The sequence below is a fragment of the Patulibacter brassicae genome, from assembly GCF_033949425.1.
GTDB classification, from domain to species: Bacteria; Actinomycetota; Thermoleophilia; order Solirubrobacterales; family Solirubrobacteraceae; genus Patulibacter; species Patulibacter brassicae.
On record NZ_JAXAVX010000004.1, the window covers coordinates 87,415 to 107,188 of the forward strand.

The 19,774-nt window shown below is 76.7% G+C and carries 19 protein-coding genes; 12 read left to right on the forward strand and 7 right to left on the reverse strand.

From position 1 onward, the window contains the following. Window positions 1–4 precede the first annotated feature (4 nt). The gene (locus tag SK069_RS09905; protein ID WP_319954058.1) at window positions 5–895 is read right to left on the reverse strand and encodes a hypothetical protein; all 891 of its coding nucleotides are present in this window, start codon (window positions 893–895) and stop codon (window positions 5–7) included. A gap of 213 nt (window positions 896–1,108) precedes the next feature. On the opposite strand from SK069_RS09905, the gene SK069_RS09910 reads away from it, so the two are divergent. Continuing rightward, entirely contained in the window at window positions 1,109–2,125 is a 1,017-nt protein-coding gene (locus SK069_RS09910) for an SDR family NAD(P)-dependent oxidoreductase (RefSeq protein ID WP_319954059.1), read from the forward strand. A 91-nt stretch (window positions 2,126–2,216) separates the two neighbouring features. Here SK069_RS09910 and SK069_RS09915 read toward each other — a convergent pair whose 3' ends face one another. The 3 genes from SK069_RS09915 to SK069_RS09925 form a co-directional block, all read right to left on the reverse strand. Continuing rightward, complete coding sequence (locus SK069_RS09915; protein WP_319954060.1) at window positions 2,217–3,065, reverse strand: phospholipase A2; 849 nt, start codon at window positions 3,063–3,065, stop codon at window positions 2,217–2,219. Between the two features lie 150 nt (window positions 3,066–3,215). Beyond that, the gene (locus tag SK069_RS09920; protein ID WP_319954061.1) at window positions 3,216–4,313 is read right to left on the reverse strand and encodes a hypothetical protein; all 1,098 of its coding nucleotides are present in this window, start codon (window positions 4,311–4,313) and stop codon (window positions 3,216–3,218) included. Between the two features lie 32 nt (window positions 4,314–4,345). Further along, the gene (locus SK069_RS09925) at window positions 4,346–4,960 is read right to left on the reverse strand and encodes a hypothetical protein (protein WP_319954062.1); all 615 of its coding nucleotides are present in this window, start codon (window positions 4,958–4,960) and stop codon (window positions 4,346–4,348) included. 209 nt (window positions 4,961–5,169) lie between these two features. Between SK069_RS09925 and SK069_RS09930 the strand changes: the two genes are divergently transcribed. Both SK069_RS09930 and SK069_RS09935 read left to right on the forward strand, forming a co-directional pair. After that, window positions 5,170–6,144, forward strand: coding sequence for a lysophospholipid acyltransferase family protein (locus SK069_RS09930; RefSeq protein ID WP_319954063.1), 975 nt, complete (start codon window positions 5,170–5,172; stop codon window positions 6,142–6,144). Between the two features lie 3 nt (window positions 6,145–6,147). Continuing rightward, complete coding sequence (locus SK069_RS09935; protein ID WP_319954064.1) at window positions 6,148–7,977, forward strand: AMP-binding protein; 1,830 nt, start codon at window positions 6,148–6,150, stop codon at window positions 7,975–7,977. Window positions 7,978–7,988: 11 nt separating this feature from the next. Here the strand turns inward: SK069_RS09935 and SK069_RS09940 are convergent, their stop codons facing one another. Together SK069_RS09940 and SK069_RS09945 are read right to left on the reverse strand one after the other, a co-directional pair. After that, window positions 7,989–8,951 (reverse strand): cupin domain-containing protein, encoded by a 963-nt coding sequence (locus tag SK069_RS09940; RefSeq protein WP_319954065.1) that lies wholly within the window; start codon window positions 8,949–8,951, stop codon window positions 7,989–7,991. Window positions 8,952–9,008: 57 nt separating this feature from the next. Further along, window positions 9,009–9,455: an RpiB/LacA/LacB family sugar-phosphate isomerase gene (locus SK069_RS09945; RefSeq protein ID WP_319954066.1), complete on the reverse strand. Its 447-nt coding sequence runs from the start codon at window positions 9,453–9,455 to the stop codon at window positions 9,009–9,011. A 95-nt stretch (window positions 9,456–9,550) separates the two neighbouring features. Here SK069_RS09945 and SK069_RS09950 point away from each other — a divergent pair, with 95 nt between their 5' ends. The 3 genes from SK069_RS09950 to murD all read left to right on the forward strand — a co-directional run bounded on the left by SK069_RS09950 (window position 9,551) and on the right by murD (window position 14,288). Beyond that, complete coding sequence (locus tag SK069_RS09950) at window positions 9,551–11,035, forward strand: hypothetical protein (protein WP_319954067.1); 1,485 nt, start codon at window positions 9,551–9,553, stop codon at window positions 11,033–11,035. A 271-nt stretch (window positions 11,036–11,306) separates the two neighbouring features. After that, window positions 11,307–12,611 (forward strand): winged helix-turn-helix domain-containing protein, encoded by a 1,305-nt coding sequence (locus SK069_RS09955; protein WP_319954068.1) that lies wholly within the window; start codon window positions 11,307–11,309, stop codon window positions 12,609–12,611. Window positions 12,612–12,815: 204 nt separating this feature from the next. Next, entirely contained in the window at window positions 12,816–14,288 is a 1,473-nt protein-coding gene (murD, locus tag SK069_RS09960; RefSeq protein WP_319954069.1) for a UDP-N-acetylmuramoyl-L-alanine--D-glutamate ligase, read from the forward strand. A gap of 169 nt (window positions 14,289–14,457) precedes the next feature. On the opposite strand, the gene SK069_RS09965 is transcribed toward murD, so the two are convergent. Continuing rightward, window positions 14,458–15,210, reverse strand: coding sequence for an NlpC/P60 family protein (locus SK069_RS09965; RefSeq protein ID WP_319954070.1), 753 nt, complete (start codon window positions 15,208–15,210; stop codon window positions 14,458–14,460). Window positions 15,211–15,384: 174 nt separating this feature from the next. On the opposite strand from SK069_RS09965, the gene SK069_RS09970 reads away from it, so the two are divergent. From SK069_RS09970 to SK069_RS09995, 6 genes are all read left to right on the forward strand, one after another. Beyond that, window positions 15,385–16,617 carry a copper resistance D family protein gene (locus SK069_RS09970; RefSeq protein WP_319954071.1) on the forward strand — a complete coding sequence of 411 codons (1,233 nt, stop codon included), beginning with the start codon at window positions 15,385–15,387 and terminating at the stop codon, window positions 16,615–16,617. 225 nt (window positions 16,618–16,842) lie between these two features. Beyond that, a complete protein-coding gene (locus SK069_RS09975; RefSeq protein WP_319954072.1) occupies window positions 16,843–17,637 on the forward strand; it encodes a thioredoxin domain-containing protein in 795 nt (264 codons plus the stop codon). 4 nt (window positions 17,638–17,641) lie between these two features. Further along, a complete protein-coding gene (locus SK069_RS09980; RefSeq protein ID WP_319954073.1) occupies window positions 17,642–18,112 on the forward strand; it encodes a vitamin K epoxide reductase family protein in 471 nt (156 codons plus the stop codon). 5 nt (window positions 18,113–18,117) lie between these two features. Continuing rightward, the gene (locus SK069_RS09985; RefSeq protein ID WP_319954074.1) at window positions 18,118–18,867 is read left to right on the forward strand and encodes a DsbA family protein; all 750 of its coding nucleotides are present in this window, start codon (window positions 18,118–18,120) and stop codon (window positions 18,865–18,867) included. A 186-nt stretch (window positions 18,868–19,053) separates the two neighbouring features. After that, complete coding sequence (locus tag SK069_RS09990; RefSeq protein ID WP_319954075.1) at window positions 19,054–19,272, forward strand: ribbon-helix-helix domain-containing protein; 219 nt, start codon at window positions 19,054–19,056, stop codon at window positions 19,270–19,272. Next, the gene (locus SK069_RS09995; RefSeq protein WP_319954076.1) at window positions 19,269–19,682 is read left to right on the forward strand and encodes a type II toxin-antitoxin system VapC family toxin; all 414 of its coding nucleotides are present in this window, start codon (window positions 19,269–19,271) and stop codon (window positions 19,680–19,682) included. The genes SK069_RS09990 and SK069_RS09995 overlap by 4 nt, the downstream gene beginning before the upstream one ends. Window positions 19,683–19,774 lie beyond the last annotated feature (92 nt).

Sequence of the window (19,774 nt, forward strand, 5' to 3'; positions counted from 1 at the left end):
GTCCTCAGCCCGTGACCCGGCCGACCGGCGCGCGGTGGATCGTGCGCACCCGGTAGCTCGCGTTGGCGTACTTCGACGAGCTCGACTCGTAGAGGACACGCAGCTCGCCCTTCGCGACGACGATGCCCTCGGACATGTTCGGGGCGACGATCCGGCGGCCGGCGCCGGTGGTGGGTGCGCTGCGCGGGCGCACGTCGAGCCTGCTGCGGTTGTTGCGCCCGAACGAGCGGCTCCAGACGACCTTCGAGCCCACGATCGCCATGCCCTGGACCTGGGAGGGGGTGGCCATCACCGCGCGGGCGCCGGAGCTCGGCACGTCCTTCGTGCTCAGGTCGTACCGGTACGCGGTGCCGCCCTGCTTCTCGTGGAACGAGCCGACCCAGAGCGAGCCGCCGCTGTAGGTGAGGTACGAGGACGCGGCGACGCGGTAGCTGCCCGTCGCCTTCACCGTCTTGAGGTTCCCGGTCGCCGCGAGGCGCGACTTCGGGTACCGGACGACCTTGCCGTTGTTGGCGACCCACAGGTGGCGCTTGGACGCCGCCAGGCCGCCGACGTGGCCCTTCGTGTTCAGGACGAGGAGCTTCTTGCGCTTGCCGGTGTTGCGGTCGACGATCGCCAGCCGGCTGTTCCGCTTGCCGCTCGCGTCATAGTACGAGACGACGAGGGCGTCCTGCTCGGCCCAGTAGGCCAGGCCCTGCGGCGTCCACGGCGTGTCGTGACCCGGGATCTTCGCCCCGCCGCGCGAGAAGACGGAGTAGTACGGGCGCAGGTCGGCGGGGTCCGCGGCGGAGGCCGCCGTGGGCACCGCGGCCAGGAGGCCCGCGGCGGTGACGCCGGCGAGGCCGGTGGCGGTGGCACGCGCGAGGGCGCGGCGCGTGGGGGTGGGGGCGGGCATGGGACCTCCTCGGTCGTGCGCCCGACGGCGCTGCGGCCGGGCGCGATGGGGGGCGCGCCCGCGGGGGACCGGGCGCGGTCGCCGGAGGGCGAGCCGCGGCGACCCGTCGGTTCTACCGCGACCGTCGCCCGAGCCGCGCCCCGTCTCATCGAAGGCTCATGGAGCGCACGGCGGCGCTCGACGATTCCTACCGCCGGTAGTACGCTGCGCGGCATGGCTCGCGGAGGCGCCCTCACCCTGCTCGGCTCGGTCGCGGGACGCGCGGCCACGACCGCCGGTGGGCTCGCGTCGGCCGCGCTGGGCGACGCGCGCCACCAGGTGCTCACCGCGTACTCGCGGACGCCGGCGACGCTGCGCGCCGCCCGCCGGGTCACCGGCGGCAGCCTGCACGGCGCGGTCGCCGGCAAGGTCGTCGTCGTCACGGGCGCCTCGTCGGGGATCGGCGAGGCGACGGCCGAGCTGCTCGCCGAGGCCGGCGCCACGGTGGCGCTCGTCGCCCGGCGCCGCGCCGAGCTCGAGGCGGTCGCCGAGCGGATCGTCGCCGCCGGCGGGCGGGCGAGCGTCCATCCCTGCGACCTCACCGACTACGAGGCGATCGACGGCCTCGTCGCCGCGATCGAGGCGCAGCACGGGCACGTCGACGTGCTCGTCAACAACGCCGGCCGCTCGATCCGCCGCCCGATCGACCGCTCGTACGAGCGGATGCACGACTTCGAGCGCACGATGCAGATCAACTACTACGCGGCGGTGAAGCTCACGCTCGCGCTGCTGCCCGGCATGCGCCGCCGGGGGGACGGCCAGATCGTGAACGTCCTCTCCGAGGGCCTGCTCCTGCACACGCCGCGGTTCGCGGCCTACCTCGCGTCGAAGGCCGCCCTGGACGAGTTCTCGCGCTGCCTCGCCAACGAGGTCCGTCGCGACGGCGTCCGGGTCACCGGCGTCCACATGCCGCTCGTCCGCACCCCGATGATCGCCCCGACGCGGGCCTACCGGGGCGTGCCGGCGCTGCGCCCGCGCGAGGCGGCCGGGCTGATCGGCGAGGCGATCGCCGCGCGGCCCTACGCGGTCACCTCGCGCAGCGGCTACGGGCTGCTGGCGGCCGGGACGCTCGTCCCGAGCCTGCTGGAGGCCGGGATCGCGCGCGTCGCCGGGGCGAAGCCGACGCCCCGCGGCGGGACCCCGGTCTCCCCGTCGGCCTCCCCGGCCGGCGACGCGGCGCCGGCCGGCTGAGCCCGCATCGAGCGGGGACGGCTGAGCCGCGGGGCCCCGAGGACCCGGGCAGCGGCTCGGTGGGTCCCGGCGGCGCGGGACCCACCGTGGCTCACTTCTTGAAGAAGGCCGAGTCGCCCTTGCGGTGGACCGCCTGGTAGATGACCTCGGCGACCGCCTTGCAGCGCCCGCGGAGGCCGAAGATCATCTCCGTGTCGCACTGCCGGTACATGTTCGAGCGGAAGCGCGTGTCGATCGCGTCCTTCCCGGCGCGCGTCGGCTGGACCTGCAGGCCGCCCCTCTTCGGGCCGTAGTTGCGGTACCCGAAGTCGTGCCGGTCGCACGAGGCCTCGAAGAAGCGGCGGAGCCCGGCGCGCACGCCGTCGGTGCCGACGCCGAGGCCCGGCGCGAGGAGCTTCGTCCAGCCCGGCAGGGACGGGATGCTGCAGCCGTCCTTGCCCCAGGTGAGCTTCCGGCCGCCGGCCTTCGCCGAGCCGTAGCGCTCCTTGTACTGGCGGTAGAGCGAGCCGCGGACCTGCTCCATCGCGACCTGCCGCGCGACGCTGCGCAGGGTGGCCAGCGACGGGCCGCTGGAGGCCTTCGCCGTCCGGCAGCGCGGGACGCCGGGGATGAAGCCGTCGGTGTAGGTCTTCAGGTAGTGGTCCGGCACGTAGAGGCCGCCGACCTTCGCCCAGAGGGTCGAGCCGTAGGCGCTCTGGCCGCGGACCTGGCAGGTGATCCGGACCCACTGGCCGGCCTTCACGTGGTCGACCTTCGCGACGGGCCGGAGCTTCGGCTGCCGGCGGCCGTCGAGGTCGGTGCGGACGAGGTACGTGTTGCTCGCCTTCCAGGCGCCGGGCGCGCGGACCTTCGCCGCCTGGGCGGCGGCCGGGATCGTCACGGCGACGAGCAGCAGGGAGAGCAGCGCGACGAGCGCCGCGCGAAGACGTCGGGGGGACATGGGGCTCCTGGGGGGGACGGCGGCGCAGCCGATCGCGCAGGACCGGGCGGCCGCGGTGGAACGGTCCGGAGGGGACCGGCACCCGGCAGCGGGTGCCGCCACCAATCTGCCACGCGCGCGGCGCGCGGCTGCGCCGCTCTCACCGTTCTCTCAGACGCCGATGGCGCGCTCGCGCAGCGCGAGGTACTCGGCACGGGCGGCGAACGTCCGCCGGAGGTCCCCCGTCAGCTCGCCGAGGAACTCCTCGCGGTACCCGCCGTCCATGAGGACGCTGATCGCGTAGTAGAGCCCGGAGACGAGGCCGATCGCGACCGCGACGTGCACGAGCTCGAGCGTCAGCCGCAGCGGGACGCCGAGGACCGTCGTGGCGAAGAGCTGGTCGCCGCCGGTGCCCGTCCACGACTCCTGGACCTCGCGCTCGATGACGAGCATCCCGAACGCGACGAAGAACCCGGCGACGGCGAGCGTCACGACGATCGCCTGCAGCCCGTGGCTCACGAGCAGGACGAGGCCGACGTTGATCCGCTGCGCCCGGCGCAGGGGCGGCGTCTCGTCGTCCTCGCCCAGCACCTCGCGCTCCAGCAGCTCGACCTCGCGCGGGATCCGGGCGCCGAGGAACGTCGTCGCCACGACGGCGATGAGCAGCGCGACCGCGATCAGCGACGCGTCGCGCATCCCGGCGAACACCTGCCACATCTCGGTGTTGATGAAGAGGACGATCGCGAAGAGCAGCAGCAGGGGGATCGCCCGCGCGAGGAGGTTCAGCGACAGCGCGAGCTGCCCCGCGAGCCGCCGCACCGCCCAGAGGACGATCGAGCCGAGGCCGAAGCCGAAGGTCAGGGCGACGAGCGCGAGCAGCGCGAGGTTCGCCCCGGCGGTCACGAGGGCGCTCGTGACCTGGCCGTTGAAGATCGCCGGCAGGAGCGCCGGGATCAGCACGAATCCGCCGAGCTCGGCCCGGCCGAGGTCCTCGGGCACCGCGAGCGCCCGCCGGCCCCGGATCCGGTTGACCACCGCGACGCCGGCGACCGCGAAGGCGACGGCGCCGAGGATCGTCGCGACGTTCGCCCACGGCGACCAGTCGAGGTTCAGCGCGCCGAGCAGCTCGGCGACGAAGACGAGCGCCAGCAGCGGGAAGGCGCGGTTGAACACGTCTTGGGCGGCCGAGTAGTCCTCGGTCAGCAGGGGCAGCCCGGCCCGGCGGAAGCGCCGCTCGTAGGCGGCCAGCTGGGCGTCGAGGTCCTCCACCGCGGGGTTTCCAGCGGCTGGGGCGGACGGCCTCAGGCCGCGCGCGCGAGCAGGAGCCCGCTGCCGCCGCGCGGCGCCGCGTCGACCGCGCCGTCGCACCAGGGGCAGCAGCCGTCGCCGGCCACGAGCACGTGCTCGTCGCAGCTCGGGCACCACGCGCGCTCGACCGCGAGCCGCTCCAGCTCGTCGGCGTCGATGCCGGCCCCGGCCGCGACGGACGCGCAGACGTGGGTCACCTGCGCGCCGTTGCCGGCGCGGGCGAGCGCGATCTGCTCGACGAACGTCGCCGCCCGCGGCAGCTGGACGCCGAGGCGCTCGGCCAGCCGGTCCGGGCCCTCGTCGTCCAGGAGCTCCAGCAGCCGCTCCTGCAGCGCGCCGGCCAGCGGCACGTGGAGGGCGCTGAAGGTGTCGGCGGCGTGCGTGACGATGTCCTCCACGCAGCCGCGGTCGAGGAAGTGCGCGTGCTGCCCGCGGGTCGTGCGCAGCGACACGATCGCCCCGAGCCGGCGGCGACAGAGCCGGAACCGCTGGCAGGTCGCGTCGACGCCGTGGCGGTGCGCGTGCTCGGCGAGCAGCGCCGCCGTCGGGCGGATGTCGACCCGGTCGCGCGCCGACGAGGCGGGCGCGAGGGCAGCGGCGTGGCTCATGCAGCGGGCTCCCAGATCGGTGGTGGTGATCGCCGTTCGCGGGCCGCGGCGTCGCTGCTCGACCCCGGGCGAACGCCCCGGCGGGCCGAGCATACGTCGCCGACCGTCGAACGTTGGGATTTTCGTCGGGCGCCGCGGGCGGACCGCGCCGCCGCGGCCGCGCCGATCGACGAAGCGGGGCCGGACGGCTACCCTCGGGCCGTCCCGCCATGCCCGCGCCCCCGACGACCACGACCACGGCGACGCCGCCCGCCGCGACCTCGGCCGAGGATCCCGTCCGGGGGCGCCTGCGCGAGCTCGCGCGGCAGGCCGCCGAGGTCGGACGGCAGGCCCTGACCCCGGCCCCGCCGCGGTCCCTCGGCCGCGGCCGGCGGCCCGCCGACGACCTCGACGAGCGCGACAGCTACCTGCTGCGCGACCTCATGCCGGCCAGCTGGGTCGCGACGAGCCTCTGGTTCCGCGCCCAGGTCGACGGCCTGCACCACGTGCCGGAGTCCGGACCGGTGCTGCTCGTCGGCAACCACTCCGGCGGCGCGTCGAGCCCCGACAGCGTCGTGCTGACGACGGCGTTCGCCAGCCGCTTCGGGCCGGAGCGCGCCCTCTACCTGCTCGTCCACGGCGCGGCGCGCGCGTGGCCGGGACGCCGCGTCCTGCGGCGGCTCGGCGTCCTGCCCTCGTGCACGGAGACGGCGCGGGCCGCGCTGGCGCAGGGCGCCTGCGTCCTCGTGTACCCCGGCGGCGAGCGCGAGCTGCACCGGCCGAGCTGGGAGTCGGCGACGCTGGACCTCGGCGAGGACCGCTCGTGGGTGCGCCTCGCGCTCGAGGCCGACGCGCCGATCGTGCCGGTCGTCGCGCTCGGCGGGCAGGAGACCGCGCTCTTCCTCGGGCCGCTGGACCGCCTGGCCGAGCGCTCCGGCGTCGGGCGGCTCCCGCTGCTGCGCCGCGTCCGGATGCCGTCGGCGCCGGTCGCGCTGGGCCTGCCGTGGGGCGTGAACGTCGGCGGGCGCCTCGCGCAGCTGCCGCTGCCGGCGAAGGTCACCGTCCAGGTCCTGCCGGCGATCGACGTTCGCGAGCGGTTCGGACCGGACCCCGATCCCGCCGCGGTCGCCGCGCACGTCACCACGGCGATGCGCGAGATGCTCGAGGAGCTGGCCCGGCGCCGCCGGCTGCCGGTGGTGGGCTGAGCCGTGCGGATCACGGAGCGCATCGACCTGCCGGTCGCCCCCGAGCGCGCGTGGCGGGCGATCGTCGACCCGCGCGTCGTGCGGCGCGCGCTCCCGGGCCTCGAGTCGCTGGAGGTCGTCGGCGGCGGGCCGCTGCGGCGCGGCACGCGGATCCGCGCGGTGCTGCGGATCGGCGCCGCGCAGCTCGGCAGCGAGCTCGAGGTCACCGAGCTCGTGGAGGGCCGCGACTTCGTCATCAGCGGCGTGACCGGCATCGACCTGCACCTCGGGCTGCGCGTGCGGCCCCACGACGAGGGCACGCGGATCGTCGTGCGCTTCGGCTACAACCCGCCCGGCGGCGTCACCGGTGCGCTCGCGGCCCGGCTCGCGGGCCCCGAGATGCACCGCCGCATGCGGGTGATGCTGCGGCGCGTCGGCCGCGTCCTCCTCGGCGAGCCGGAGCCCGCGCCGCTGCCCTCGCCGCTGCGGGTCGCGACCCTGGCCGTCCGGGGCGGCGGCATCCTGCGCCGCGCCGGCGTGCTGCGGCCGATGCGACCCGACAAGTACGCCGTCGTCGCCCGGCGGCTGGCTCGCTGGGGCGCGACGCCGGCCGGGGCGTACGCCGCCGCCGCGGCCCGCGATCCGCAGCGGCTGGCCATCGTCGACGGCGACCGCGCGTTGACGTACGCCGAGCTCGACGTGCGCTCGACGGCGCTGGCGGTCGCCCTGCGCGACCGCGGCGTGGCGGAGGGGCACCGCGTGGCGGTGCTCGCCCGCAACCACCGGGGCTTCGTCGAGGCGCTCGTCGCCATCAGCAAGACCGGCGCGGACGCCGTGCTGCTGGACCCGGGGCTCGAGCGCGAGCGGCTCGCGACCCTGCTGGAGCGGGAGCGCCCGACGCTCGTCGTGGCGGACGCCGACCTGCTGGACGCGCTCGACGCGGCGATCCCCGACCGCGTGGTCCGGGTCGCCTCGGCCTGGGACGACGAGCACGAGGCCCGCCACGGCGTCCGGGCCCTCGACGAGCTCGTCGTCGAGGGCGCCGAGCGGCCGCTGCCGCTGCCCGCCGGTCCCGGACGGGTCGAGCTGCTCACCGCCGGCGCGACCGGCGCGCCGAAGGGCATGCGGCGCAACCGGATCCCGGCCGATGCGCCGATCGCGCTGCTGGACCGGCTGCCGTTCCGCGACGGCGACACGGTCCTCGTGCTGCCCCCGCTCGCGCACGCCTGGGGCTTCGCGAACCTCGTGGTGACCCTCCTGCTCGGCGGCACCGTCGTCCTGGACCGGTCGTTCGAGCCGGTCGAGGCGCTGCGGACGATCGCCCGGCACCGGGTCGACGCGCTCGTCGCGACGCCGGCGATGCTCGAGGAGCTGCTCGCGGTGCCGGAGGACGAGCGCGACCGCTACGACCGCTCGTCGCTGCGCACGACCGCCGTGTCGGGCGCGTCCCTCCCGGCCGCGGTCGCGACGGCGTGGATGGCGACCTACGGCCCGGAGCTCTTCAGCGTCTACGGATCGGTCGAGGCCGGGTGGGCGACCGTGGCCGACCCGGCGGACCTCCGCGCCGCGCCGGCCACCGCGGGACGCAGCACGATCGGCGCGACGGTCCGGATCTACGACCCGCACGGCGCGCCGCTGCCCACGCACCGCGTCGGGCTGATCCTCGTCGGCGGCGCGACGCTCCCGGACCGCTACACCGACGGCTCGCCGGTGCCGCGGATCGACGACCTCGTGCGCACCGGGGACGTCGGCTGGCTCGACGACCTCGGGCGGCTGTTCGTGCTCGGGCGGGAGGATGAGGTCGACGTCGAGCTCGGCGCGCGTCCGCCGCTCGCGCTCGTCGCGACCGGCTGACGGGCCGGCCGTCAGCCCTGCGCGTCGGGCTCGCCGTCCCAGTACGACAGGTCGGAGATCGGCAGGAAGACGCCGGGGCGGACGGCGATCTTGCGGCTGTCGGGGTAGACGGCGACGTCGCCGGCCGGCCGGTCGCCGAGCGTCACGTACTCCAGGCCCTCCGGCCCGGCCTCGATCCGGTGGCCGACGCCGCTGGCCGGGGGTCGCAGGAAGAACGACCCGGGACCGATCGCGTGCTCGGCGTCGCCGATCCGGGCGATCCCGGTGCCACGGCGCACGAGGAACGCCTCCTCGCTGCGCGTGTGCCAGTGCAGCGGGGTGGCGATCGTGCCCGGCGGCAGGTCGTCGACGGCGAGGACGATCCGTCGCGCCCCGGCGGCGCGGCCCCCGTCGCGGGTCGCCGCGGCGAAGCGCCCGACGCGCAGCTCCTGGACCTCGCAGTCGTCCAGCGCGACGATCGTCGCGGGGCGCGGCGAGGGCGCCGGCACCTCGAGCGGCCCGGCGGCGGCGTCCGCCTGGAACGGCGACGGCCCGTCGGCCGGCACCCAGCGCGGCCCGAGCCAGAACTGCTTCGTCCGCGGCACGTAGGTGATGCCGGTGCGCGAGCCCTCGGCGAGGACGAGGACGGTCAGCCCGCGCTCGCCGGCGATGACCGTGTGGGCCGGCCCGCTGGACTCGTGGAACAGCACGTCGCCGGCGCGGATCTCGTGGGTCGCCACGTGCCGGCTGCCGCGCGACTGCCAGCTCAGCCCGTCGCCCTCGAGCACGAGGAACAGCTCGTCCTCGTCGGCGTGGGCGTGGGGCGGCGTCGCCCGCGCGCCGGGTGCGACCTCGATCAGCGCGATCCCGAGCCGGTGCGCGCCGGCGTGCGCACCGAGCCGGCGCCGGATGGCGCGCAGCTCGCCGAACTCCCAGGTCGCGGGCGGGACGTCGTCGACGTGGAAGGGGGCGTCGTGGGGGCCGGCGCTCGTCATGCGCCGATCCTCGCCGCGAGGGCCGTCGCTGTCGAGCCCCGGCTCGCGGCGCCCGCGTCAGGTGCGCTCGATCTCGGCGAGGTGCGCGACGTTCGCCCGGTCCTCGGCATCGGCGCTCGGCGCCGCGGCGAGCCACGCGTCGAGGATCTCGCCCAGGAGGGGAGCCGAGAGCGTCCGCAGGCTGAGCGCCAGGACGTTCGCGTCGTTCCAGCGCCGCGCGCCCTCCGCGGTCGCGGCGTCGGCGCAGAGCGCCGCCCGGATCCCGGCCACCTTGTTCGCCGCGATCGAGGCGCCGGTGCCCGTCCAGCAGGCGACGACCGCCTGGTCGGCGCGCCCGTCGGCGACGTCGCGGGCCGCCGCCTCCGACGCCCAGGCCCAGTCGTCGCGGGCCGCGGGGTCCAGGGCGCCGTGGCGGGCGACGATCTCGTGCCCCCGCTCGCGCAGCGCGGCCGCGAGCGCCGGCGCGACGCCGTCGAGCGAGTCGGCGGAGAGGGCGAAGCGCATGCGCCCAGCGTATTCCCGGCGGCCTCGCCGGCGCCCACGCGGGCCGGCGGCCGCGCTCACCGAGCCGGCCGGCCGCCCCTCGCTACCCTCGATCGGTGCCGGAGACCCGCCCAGCGGCCGCTGCGTCGTTCGATCCCGCCGCGTTCGCGACCTTCCGCTTCGTCGACGTCGCGATCGACGAGGCGTCCGCCACCGTCGCCCTGCGCTACGCCCTCGACGACGCGGTGACGTTCGAGGAGACCGTGTCGTTCCCGGACGTCGCGTGGCCGCAGGACGCGGAGCGTCGCGCCGCGCTCCGGCGCCTCGCGGGGCTGCTGCACCTGCTCGCGGGCGTCTCGTACTTCAAGACCGCCGCGCCGCCGACGATCGTGCTCGAGCCGGGCGCCGGGCCCTTCGGCGGTCGCCTGACCCCGCGGCTGCGCGCCCTGCTGCGCGACGTCTACACCCTCGGGCTCGGCGAGTTCGCGTACGTCAACCGGCTCGACGTCCGCGAGCGCGGCGCGTGGCCTGCGGCCGACGACGGCGGTCCGGGCGACGTGCCGCGTCTCGCGCCGACCGGGCGCACGCTCGTCCCGATCGGTGGCGGCAAGGACTCCGTCGTGGCGCTCGAGGTGGTGCAGCGCGCCGGTCGCGATGCCGTCTGCTTCTCCGTGGGCACGGCCGGCCCGATCGTCGCGAGCATCGCGGCGTCGGGACGTCCGCACGCCCTGGCCCGCCGGACGCTCTCGCCGACCATCGGCGAGGTGAACGCGAACGGCGCGCTGAACGGCCACGTGCCGGTGACCGCGATCGTCTCGACGATCGCCCTGATGGCCGCGGTCCTCCACGGCGCCGACGCGGTCGCGATGGCCAACGAGCGCTCGGCGTCGGAGGGCAACCTCGTCTGGCAGGGGCTCGAGGTCAACCACCAGTGGAGCAAGGGGGCCGCGTTCGAGGCGGCCTACCGCGAGGTCCTCGGCGAGGAGCTCGTCGCGGGGCTCGACTACCGGTCCGTCCTGCGGCCGGCGAGCGAGCTGGCGATCGCGCGCGCCTTCAGCCGGCTGGAGCGCTACCACCCGGTCTTCACGAGCTGCAACGCCGTCTTCCGGCTCGACCCGGCCCGGCGCCGGTCGAACTGGTGCGGCGACTGCCCGAAGTGCCGCTTCGTCTTCCTCGCGCTCGCGCCGTGGCTCGACCCGCCGGCCCTGCGCGCGATCTTCGGCGCCGACCTCCTCGACGGCGAGGGCGGTCCGGCGCAGGACGACGGGTTCGCCGACCTCGCGGGGCTGCGGCAGCACAAGCCCTTCGAGTGCGTCGGCGAGGAGGCCGAGTCCCTGGCGGCGATGCGCCTCATCGCCGGGACCGGCCCCGACGGTGCGCCCGTCCCGGGGCAGGAGGCCGTCTCCGGCGCCCGCTCCGGACCGAGCCCCTGGGCCGGCCATGCGGTCGTCGCGCGCCTGCGCGAGGAGCACCTGGCCCCGCTGGACGCCGACCCGGCGCAGTCGGCGGCGCTGCTGGCGCCGTTCCTCCTGCACGCGCCCGCGATGGCGGCGCTGCCGGACGACCTGCGTCCGGCCGTCGAGGCCGTCCTCGGGGCCTGACCGCCCCGGGCCGCACGCCCCCGGCCGCACGCCCCGGGCCGCACGCCCCGGGCCGCACGCCCCGGGGTCGGCCCGCCCGCGGGGAGCCCGCGGGGGGCGAGCCGCGGGAACCTCCTCGGGGCCGCGGCGGGGATCGACGGGAGGAGGAACCGTCCGGAGGACGCGGACTTCCGCCTCCGCGGGCCCCGGCGGGTCGGCATGGAGGAGGTTTTCGGGCCGTCGGTCGAACGTCGGGGCTGGCGCCCGCCGCGCCGCGTGGGACGATCGGGTCGTGGTGGTCGCCCGTCCCGCCGAGGTGCAGCTCATCCGCGCGCAGGCGCGGCGGATCGCGCTGGCCGCGCAGGGCTTCGCGGATCCGGCGCATCGCGCGCGCAACGCGGGGGCGGGGCTCCAGCGGCGGATCACGCTCGGGCACCTCGGCCGGGTGCTCGACCGGATCGGGCTGCTGCAGATCGACTCCGTCAACGTCCTCACTCGCGCGCACCGGTTGCCGCTCTTCAGTCGCGTCGGGCCCTATGACGACGACCTCCTGACCCGTGCGACGGCCCGCCGGCCGCGTCGCCTCGTGGAGTACTGGGCCCACGAGGCGTCCTTCGTGCCGCCCGCGATCCACCGCCTGCTGCGCTGGCGGATGCAGCGGGTGCACGAGGAGGGCTGGGGCATGATCCGGCGCGCCGCCGAGAACCGGGCGATGCTCGACGCGGTCCGCGCGGAGGTCGACGCGCACGGCCCGCTCACCGCGGTCGAGCTCGAGCGCCGGCTCGCCGAGGACGGGTTCACCGGCGAGCGCCAGGGCAACGGCTACGCCTGGAACTGGTCGGATGCCAAGCGCGCGCTGGAGTACCTCTTCTTCGTCGGCGAGGTGACCTCGGCCGGCCGGACCGCGCAGTTCGAGCGCCGCTACGACCTGACCGCGCGCGTGCTGCCGCCGGCGGTCGCCGACGCGCCGGACCCCACGCCGGAGGAGGCGTTCCGCGGCCTGGTCGCGATCGCCGCCCGCGCCCACGGGGTCGCGACCGAGCAGTGCCTGCGCGACTACTTCCGGTTGAGCCCTGCGCAGGCGCGTCCGGCGATCGCCGAGCTCGTGGCCGCTGGCGAGCTGCTGCCCGCCCGGATCGCGGGCTGGTCGCGTCCGGCGTACCTGCACCGCGACGCCCGCCGGCCCCGCCGCGTCGATGCCCGCGCGCTGCTCGTGCCGTTCGACCCCCTCGTCTTCGAGCGCACGCGCACCGAGGCGCTGTTCGGCTTCCGCTACCGGATCGAGATCTACGTCCCGCGCGAGAAGCGCGTCCACGGCTACTACGTCCTGCCGTTCCTCCTCGGCGAGCGGCTCGTGGCGCGGGTGGACCTGAAGGCCGACCGCGCGGCCGGGGTGCTGCGCGTCCCGGGAGCCTTCGGCGAGCGGGAGCAGGACGGCTGGGACGAGGAGCGGGTCGCGGCGGCTCTCGCGGCGGAGCTGCGCCTCATGGCCGGCTGGCTCGGCCTCGAGGGCGTCGCGGTCGGCGATCGGGGCGACCTCGTCCCGCCCCTGCGCCGCGCGCTCGACGCACCCGCCCCCGCCGTCGCGACCCGATAGCGGTCGTCCCGTCCTGGGCGACGCGAGTCGGGAGGACCGGGATCTCGTCCTGGGCGACTCGAGTCGGGGAGGACCGGGATCTCGTCCTGCGTGACTCGAGTCGAGGAGGACCGGGATCTCGTCCTCGGCGACTCGAGTCGGGGAGGACGTCCTCGGGGCGAGCCGGGCCGGGGTGGCCGAGCCGTCTCTGGCAGGCTCCCCGAGGTGACGCCGGCCGACGTCCCGCTCCCGCCCGCCGACCTGCGGGTCGCCGACCTCGATGGCCGCCGCGTCGGCGTCTGGGGCGCGGGACGCGAGGGCGCGGCCGCGGTGCGGGCGCTGCGGCGCCACGCGCCCGGCGCGGAGGTCGTCGTCGGCCTCTCCACGCCGCCCGCCGACGGGGCGCCGGTCGTCGTGGCCGACGCGCCGCCCGCGCTCGTCGGGGGCCCCGCGATCGACGCCCTCGGTTCGTGCGACGTCGTGATCCGCTCGCCCGGCGTGCCGATCCGCGGCGCCGAGGCCGCGCGCGTCCGCGACGGCGGGGCGACGATCACCTCGGGCACGGCGCTCTGGCTCGCGGAGCGCGGGTCGCGCGAGACCGTCGTCGGGATCACCGGGACGAAGGGCAAGTCGACGACCGCGTCGCTCGCGCATCACCTGCTCGCCGCCGCCGGGGTGCGCGCGGCCCTCGCGGGGAACATCGGCCGGCCCCTGCTCGACGAGCTGGACCCGGCCGATCCGCCCGAGGCGTGGGTCGTCGAGCTCTCGAGCTACCAGCTCGCCGACCTGCCGCAGGCCCCGACGATCGCGGTGGTGACGAACCTCCTGCGCGACCACCTGCCCTGGCACGGCGACGAGGCCACCTACCACCACGACAAGCTCCGGATCCTCACGGCCGGCACCGGCCCGCGGATGGCCGTGCTGCCGCGGACGGACGCGGCGCTCGTCGCCGCCGCCGAGCGGATCGCCGCCGACCGCCTGCTCCCGGTGACCTGGACCGACGATCCCCACGGGTTGCACGTCGCCGACGGGGCGCTGCGGGACGGACCGCGCTCGCTCGCGCCGATCGAGGCGCTCCCGTTGCGCGGCGCCCTCGGGGCGCGCAACGTCGCGATGGCGCTGCAGGTCGTGCGCGACCTCGGTCACGAGGTCGCCGACGTCGCCGCGGCGCTGCGCGACTTCCGCCCGCTGCCGCACCGCCAGCAGGTGGTCGCGCACGACGCCGGGGGCCGGCGGTGGGTCGACGACTCGATCTCCACGACGCCGGAGGCGGCGCTCTTCGCCCTCGCGGCGTTCGCGCCGGGACCGGTCGTGCTGCTCGCCGGCGGCGACGATCGCGAGCAGCACCACGGGGCGCTGGCGTCGGCCCTCGCCGGCGGCCGGGTCCCGGCGGGCACGCCGGGCGCCGCCGACCTGCCGATCACCGTCGCCGGCCTCGTCGCGCTGCCCGGCACCGGCCCGGCGCTCGTGCAGGCGGTGCGCGACGCCGACGGCGAGGCGAGCGTCGCGCTGCGCGAGGTCGCGCCGGGGGAGCCGCAGGCGGTGATGGACGAGGCGGTCGCCGCCGCGGCGGCGCTGGCGCCGCCCGGGGCGACGATCCTCCTCTCGCCCGCCGCGCCGAGCCACAACGTCTTCCGCGACTTCGAGGACCGCGGGCGGCGGTTCGCCGACGCGGTGGACCGGCTCGCCGGCCGCTGACGTCGCCGCGTGGCGCGCGCGACCACGCCCGCCCTCGGGCCCTGGCGCGTGACGTCGCGCGGCACCCGCGCCGGCAGGACGATCGTCCGAGCGCGTTCCGCAGGCGCGGCGCCGGCCCGCCGGACGCCGGGCAGCCCGGGAAGCGCGCAGCGAGGAGCGCGTCCCCCGATCAGAGCCCGGGGATGTGGACCTCGCGGAAGCCCGACACGCTGCGCGTGGCCGACTGCCAGCGGGACCCGGTCTGCCGGAGGCCGGAGGTGTCGAACCGCAGGCCCGCCACGAACATGAACGCGTGGCCGCCGTTGGCGTAGATCGTCACCCACTTGCCGGGGCCGGGCTTGAAGTCGCTGGCCATCGCGCCGGACACCATCGGCGCGTCGATCAGGCCGGCGGCGGCGAGCGCGTAGCTGATCGAGCCGGAGCAGTCGTAGGCGGAGTCGGTCCAGATCGATCCGGCGAACCGCCCGTGGCCGCCGCCGTAGACGTACGGCTTGCGGGCGACCTCGTTCGCCGCCTGGATGATCTGCACGACCTTCGAGGGCGCGTCGGGCGGGATCGACGCCAGCCCGCGGCCGTCGACCGTCGCGGCGGAGATGAGCGTCCGCGCCGACCCCTCCTTGCGCCCGAGGGCGCGCTTGAGGTCCTCGGCCACCGCGGCGTCCGACGGCGCCCCGGACGGCAGGCGGTCCCCGGCGGGCGGCGCCTCCGCGTCGGGCGTCCGCTCGGGCTCCGCCGACGCGACCTCGCGGCCGTCGTCGAGCTCGGACTCCGCGTCGGCGGTCGTCGTGGCGGTCGGGGCCCCGGGGTCGCCGGCGGGCACGGGCAGCGACGGGGCGTCGATCGACCACGCGCGCAGCAGCGTGGCGTCCGAGCCGCTGCCGGACGCCGCCGCGACGCCGCCGACGAGGACCGCCGCGGCCACCGCCCCGGCTCCCCACGTCGCAGGGCGACGCCACCACGTCCGCGGCTGGCTTGTCGTCCCCTCCGGCGCCATCGAGCGGACGATACCCGCGCGACGGCGCGCGCGGGGCATCACGCACGGCGCCGCGCGGCCCGTCACCCTCTGCCCGTGGTCCCGCCCGGTCCGCTCCCCGTCATGGCTGCCGCGTCCGGCGGGCTCGACGTCGCGCTGACCCTCGCCCGCGCCGGGCGCTACGTCGCCACCGCCCTGGTGATCGGGCTGCTGCTCGCCGCGCTGCTGCACCGGGCGGTCGCCGAGGCGGCTGCCGATCGCCCGGACGCCTCGCGCTGGCTGCGGGCGGCCGCGGTCCTCGGTGCCGCGGCGTCGCTGGGCGTCGTGCCGCTGCTCAGCGCGCACGGCAGCGATCCGCGGGCGTCGCTCGGTGACGTCGTCGGCAGCGCCCGGGGCGCATGGGCGATCGTGGCCGCGGCGGCCTTCGCCCTGCTCGCGCTCCTGCCGCGCCACCGCTGGTGGCAGGGCGGACGGCCCGCGCCGGCGGTGCTCGGCGCGCTCGCCGCCGCGGTCGTCGCGCTGCCGCTCGGAGGGCACGCCGCGGACGGCTCCCCGGCGCTCGTCCTCGTCGTCGTCGAGATCGTCCACGTCGTCGCGATGGGCGCGTGGGCGGGCGGCCTGGCCGGCCTGCTGCTGCTGCGGCGCGCGGCCGGCGCCGACGACCGGCGGCTCGCGGCGGCGCTCTCGCGCTTCTCGCCCCTGGCGCTCTGGTGCGTCGTCGCGCTCACGGCGGCGGGGACGCTCCTGGCGGTCCTCCAGCTCACGACGCTCTACGACCTCACGGACACCGGCTACGGCCGGGCGATCGCGATCAAGGCGTTCCTGCTGCTCGGGATCGTCGGGATCGTCGTCCTGCAGCGCGAGCTGCTCCTGCCGCGCCTGCGCGAGGCGGACGGCGACGCGGCGCCGTCGGCCTCGCGCGACGTCCGGCGGGCGCTCCGCGGCGAGGTCGGCCTGCTGCTCGCCGTGCTCGTCGTCACGGGCGCGCTCGCGACCTCGACGCCGCCCCGGGCGGCCGCACCCGAGCCGGTCCGCCTGGCCGCGGAGGGCGGACCGCCGGGCGGGCCCGGGTGGCGGGTGCGCGTCCGGATCGATCCGGCCCGTCGCGGCGCGAACGCGATCGCGCTGCGCATCACCGACCGGGCCGGGCGACCGCTGGCCGCCGCCGTGCGGGTCCGGGCCCTGCCGCCGAACCGCGGCGCGGCGATCGGGGTCCCGCTGACGGCGAGCGGGGACGGGCTCCTGCGCGCGCCCGCCGTGCGCCTGGACTCCCGCGGGCGCTGGCGGCTGGAGCTGCGGGCGCCGCGGACCGCGGCGGGCCCGATCGCCCGCGAGCTCGCGTTCCGCGTCCGCTGACGGCTGCTGCGGGCGCGTCGCGGCCCCGCGGTCGACGGGTCGCCGCGGGCAGGGACGTTCCGTCGACCGGCCGTCGCCGACGCTCGCGAGCGCGGCGCTCCGCCGGCGGCCGGGGCGTCGTCGCCCGGGCCGCCGCGGCGACCGCCCGCCGGCGAGATCGTTTCTGCAGCAACTTCTTATCGGGACTTCATCGTCGGAGCCCGCCGATGCGCCAGAATGCGCCGCATGCCCTCGGGATCGAAGAGCAAGCAGGAGGCTGCGCGCCAGGCGCGGCTCGAGCGGGAGGCCGCCGAGCGAGCAGCCGCCGAGCGCAAGAAGCGCCTCGGGATCCTCGGCGGGGCGCTCGTCGTCGTCGTGGTGATCGTCGGCATCGTCCTCGCCGCGGGCGTCTTCAAGAGCGACCCGGCCGAGAACGCGTCGAAGACGAACGGCGTCAGCGGCGTCAACGAGACCCGCGAGCTGCTCGCCGGGGTCCCGGTCAAGGGCACCGTCATCGGCAACCCGAACGCGCCGGTCACGATCCTCGAGCTCGCCGACCTGAAGTGCCCGGCCTGCAAGGCCCACCAGCTCGGGGACCAGATCGAGGTCGTCAAGCAGCTCGTGCGGACCGGCAAGGCGAACCTCGACCTGCGGCTCGTGAACATCATCGACCCGGGCATGGGCACGACCGACGGCGAGCGCGCCCGTCGCGTGGCGGACAACCTCATCGCCTCGAACAAGTACTGGCCGTTCGTGAACGTCAACTACTACAACCAGGGCGACGAGCGCGAGGAGTGGGCCACGACGGAGGAGCTCCAGAAGCTCGCCACGAGCGTCGGCGCCGGCCCGATCAACGAGCGCGAGACGCCGGCCACGCGCAAGTCCGAGGCCGACGCGCAGCGCCTCTTCGAGGGCCTGCAGGCGCAGGGCACGCCGTCGAGCTACGTCAAGCCGCGCGGCACGAACGCCTACACCCCGGTGAACAGCGACATCGGGTCCCTGACGTCGGCGGTCGAGACCGCCGCGAAGCAGGCGAAGTAACCCGATGGTCGATCGCCGGCTGCGCTGGGTCAGCTTCGTCGTCGCCCTCATCGGGCTCGGCGCGGCCGGCTACCTGACCTACACGAAGTACGCCCACGACGGCATCTGCGGCGTGAGCGGCGGCTGCACCGTCGTGCAGACGTCGACCTGGTCGGAGCTCGTCGGGATCCCGGTCTCCGTGATCGGGGTCGTCGGCTACGTCGCGATCCTCGCGGCGCTGCTGGCGCCGCAGCGCCTCGAGCTCGTGCGCCTGGGCCTCGTCGTCATGACGGGCATCGGGTTCCTGTTCTCGCTGTACCTCATGTACCGCGCCTACATCACGCTCGAGGCGTTCTGCCCGTTCTGCACGACGAGCGCCGTCTGCCAGACGCTCCTGTTCCTCCTGAGCACCGCCCGCTTCGTCCGCGGCCCCGACCTGCCGGCGCTCGTGCCGGCCGGCGAGGACGACGACGAGCCGGCCGTCACGACCGCCTGAGCACCGTGGACGACGCCGAGCTCGACGCCATCCGCGCCCGCCGCTGGCGCCTCTTCGCCACGACGCTCATGCTGCTCGTCGTGGCGGGCGGCCTGGCGCTCGCGCTCGGCGCGTTCGGCGGCGACGGCAAGAAGGGCACGGCGTCCGCCAACGGCGTCCGCGGCGCGAAGGAGGTCTCCGCGTTGCTGCGCGGCGTGCCGCAGGACGGGCTCGTGCTCGGCCGTCCGGACGCGCCGGCCACGATCACGGTCTTCGCGGACCTCCACTGCCCGCACTGCCGGGACGCGTTCACCGGCGGGGACTTCCGCGAGGTCGTCGACCGCGTCGTCCGGCCGGGCAAGGCGAACCTCCGCCTCGCGCTGATCGCGCTGCCCGGGTTCGGGGAGAACAGCGCCCAGGGGCGCGTCGCGGTGACGGGTCTCGCGCCCCGCGACCGCGCCTGGACGACCGCGCTCATGCTCTGGTTCAACCAGGGCGCGCCCGGCGGCCCCTGGATCGGCGACGGCCTGCTGCGGCGGATCGCCGAGGTCGGCCCGGGCCTGCGCGGCGTGCCGCTGCGGATGGCGCCGACCGTCGACGGACGGCGGATCGCCGACGAGACCGACGCGCTGCGCGACCGGCTCGACGTCGACGGCACCCCTGCGTGGTTCGTGCGCGCCCGGGGATCGAGCGACGAGCGCGAGATCGACGTGAACCGCCTCGGCGGGTCGGCGGGCGCGATCGAGTCCGCCGTCCGCGACGCGACCGGCGGCTGAGCGGGGCCCGCCGCGCCGCGCGGCGGGGACCGGCGACGACGCGGTCCCGACCTCGGGGCCGAGGATCCCGCGCACCGTGCCGGCGGTCCTGCCCGGTGGCGCGCGGTGGGCGGGGGCCGGCGGCGTCGGCGCGCCCGCATTCCGACCGTGAAGGTCGGGTACGTAGGGTGGTACCCTACGTAGGGCATGAAGAAGACGAGCATCTACCTCGAGGATCAGCTCGACGAGGCGCTCGCCCTCCGTGCGGCCGAGGAGGGCATCACGAAGGCGGAGTTCATCCGCCGGACGCTCACCGGTGCCGTGGGCCGCCCCACGCGCCCCCGTCCGACCGTCGCCGTGTTCGACGGCCCGGGCGACCTCGCGCGCAACGCCGACCGCTACCTCGGCGAGGCGCCGACGCGGTGACGATCGTCGTCGACACGTCGGTCGTGCTGGCGCTGCTGGACCGGGGCGACCGCGATCACGTCGCCGTGCGCGACTGGGCCGCGGCCGTCGACGAGGACCTCTTCACGAGCCCGCTCGCGGTGGCCGAGATCGACCGCCTGCTCGCCACGCACGGCGGTCCCGCCGCCCGCGAGGCGCTCCGCGGCGACCTCGACTCCGGCGCCTACAACGTCCGCTGGTGGGCCGACGGCGTCGCCGACATGCTCGCCGTCGTGCGCGATCGGCCCGAGCTGGGGCTCACCGACGCCTCGCTCGTCGCCCTGGCCGAGCGCCTGCGGACCCGGCGGATCGCGACGCTCGACGTCGAGCGGTTCCGGCCGGTCACCGACCGCGATGGCAAGCCGTTCACCCTCCTGCCCGCCGACGCGTGATGCCCTGCTCCGCAGCGCAGCGGCACCGCCGACTTCCCACGACCACCCTCGACGACGGGCGCAGGACCGCCCGGCGGCGGGCGTGGGCGGGA

Excerpts from the sequence above, each read along its gene's own strand:
- SK069_RS09905 (WP_319954058.1), bottom strand. The coding sequence starts at position 895 with ATGCCCGCCCCCACCCCCACGCGCCGCGCCCTCGCGCGTGCCACCGCC.
- SK069_RS09910 (WP_319954059.1), top strand. The coding sequence starts at position 1,109 with ATGGCTCGCGGAGGCGCCCTCACCCTGCTCGGCTCGGTCGCGGGACGC.
- SK069_RS09915 (WP_319954060.1), bottom strand. The coding sequence starts at position 3,065 with ATGTCCCCCCGACGTCTTCGCGCGGCGCTCGTCGCGCTGCTCTCCCTG.
- SK069_RS09925 (WP_319954062.1), bottom strand. The coding sequence starts at position 4,960 with ATGAGCCACGCCGCTGCCCTCGCGCCCGCCTCGTCGGCGCGCGACCGG.
- SK069_RS09930 (WP_319954063.1), top strand. The coding sequence starts at position 5,170 with ATGCCCGCGCCCCCGACGACCACGACCACGGCGACGCCGCCCGCCGCG.
- SK069_RS09940 (WP_319954065.1), bottom strand. The coding sequence starts at position 8,951 with ATGACGAGCGCCGGCCCCCACGACGCCCCCTTCCACGTCGACGACGTC.
- SK069_RS09945 (WP_319954066.1), bottom strand. The coding sequence starts at position 9,455 with ATGCGCTTCGCCCTCTCCGCCGACTCGCTCGACGGCGTCGCGCCGGCG.
- SK069_RS09970 (WP_319954071.1), top strand. The coding sequence starts at position 15,385 with ATGGCTGCCGCGTCCGGCGGGCTCGACGTCGCGCTGACCCTCGCCCGC.
- SK069_RS09975 (WP_319954072.1), top strand. The coding sequence starts at position 16,843 with ATGCCCTCGGGATCGAAGAGCAAGCAGGAGGCTGCGCGCCAGGCGCGG.
- SK069_RS09980 (WP_319954073.1), top strand. The coding sequence starts at position 17,642 with ATGGTCGATCGCCGGCTGCGCTGGGTCAGCTTCGTCGTCGCCCTCATC.
- SK069_RS09990 (WP_319954075.1), top strand. The coding sequence starts at position 19,054 with ATGAAGAAGACGAGCATCTACCTCGAGGATCAGCTCGACGAGGCGCTC.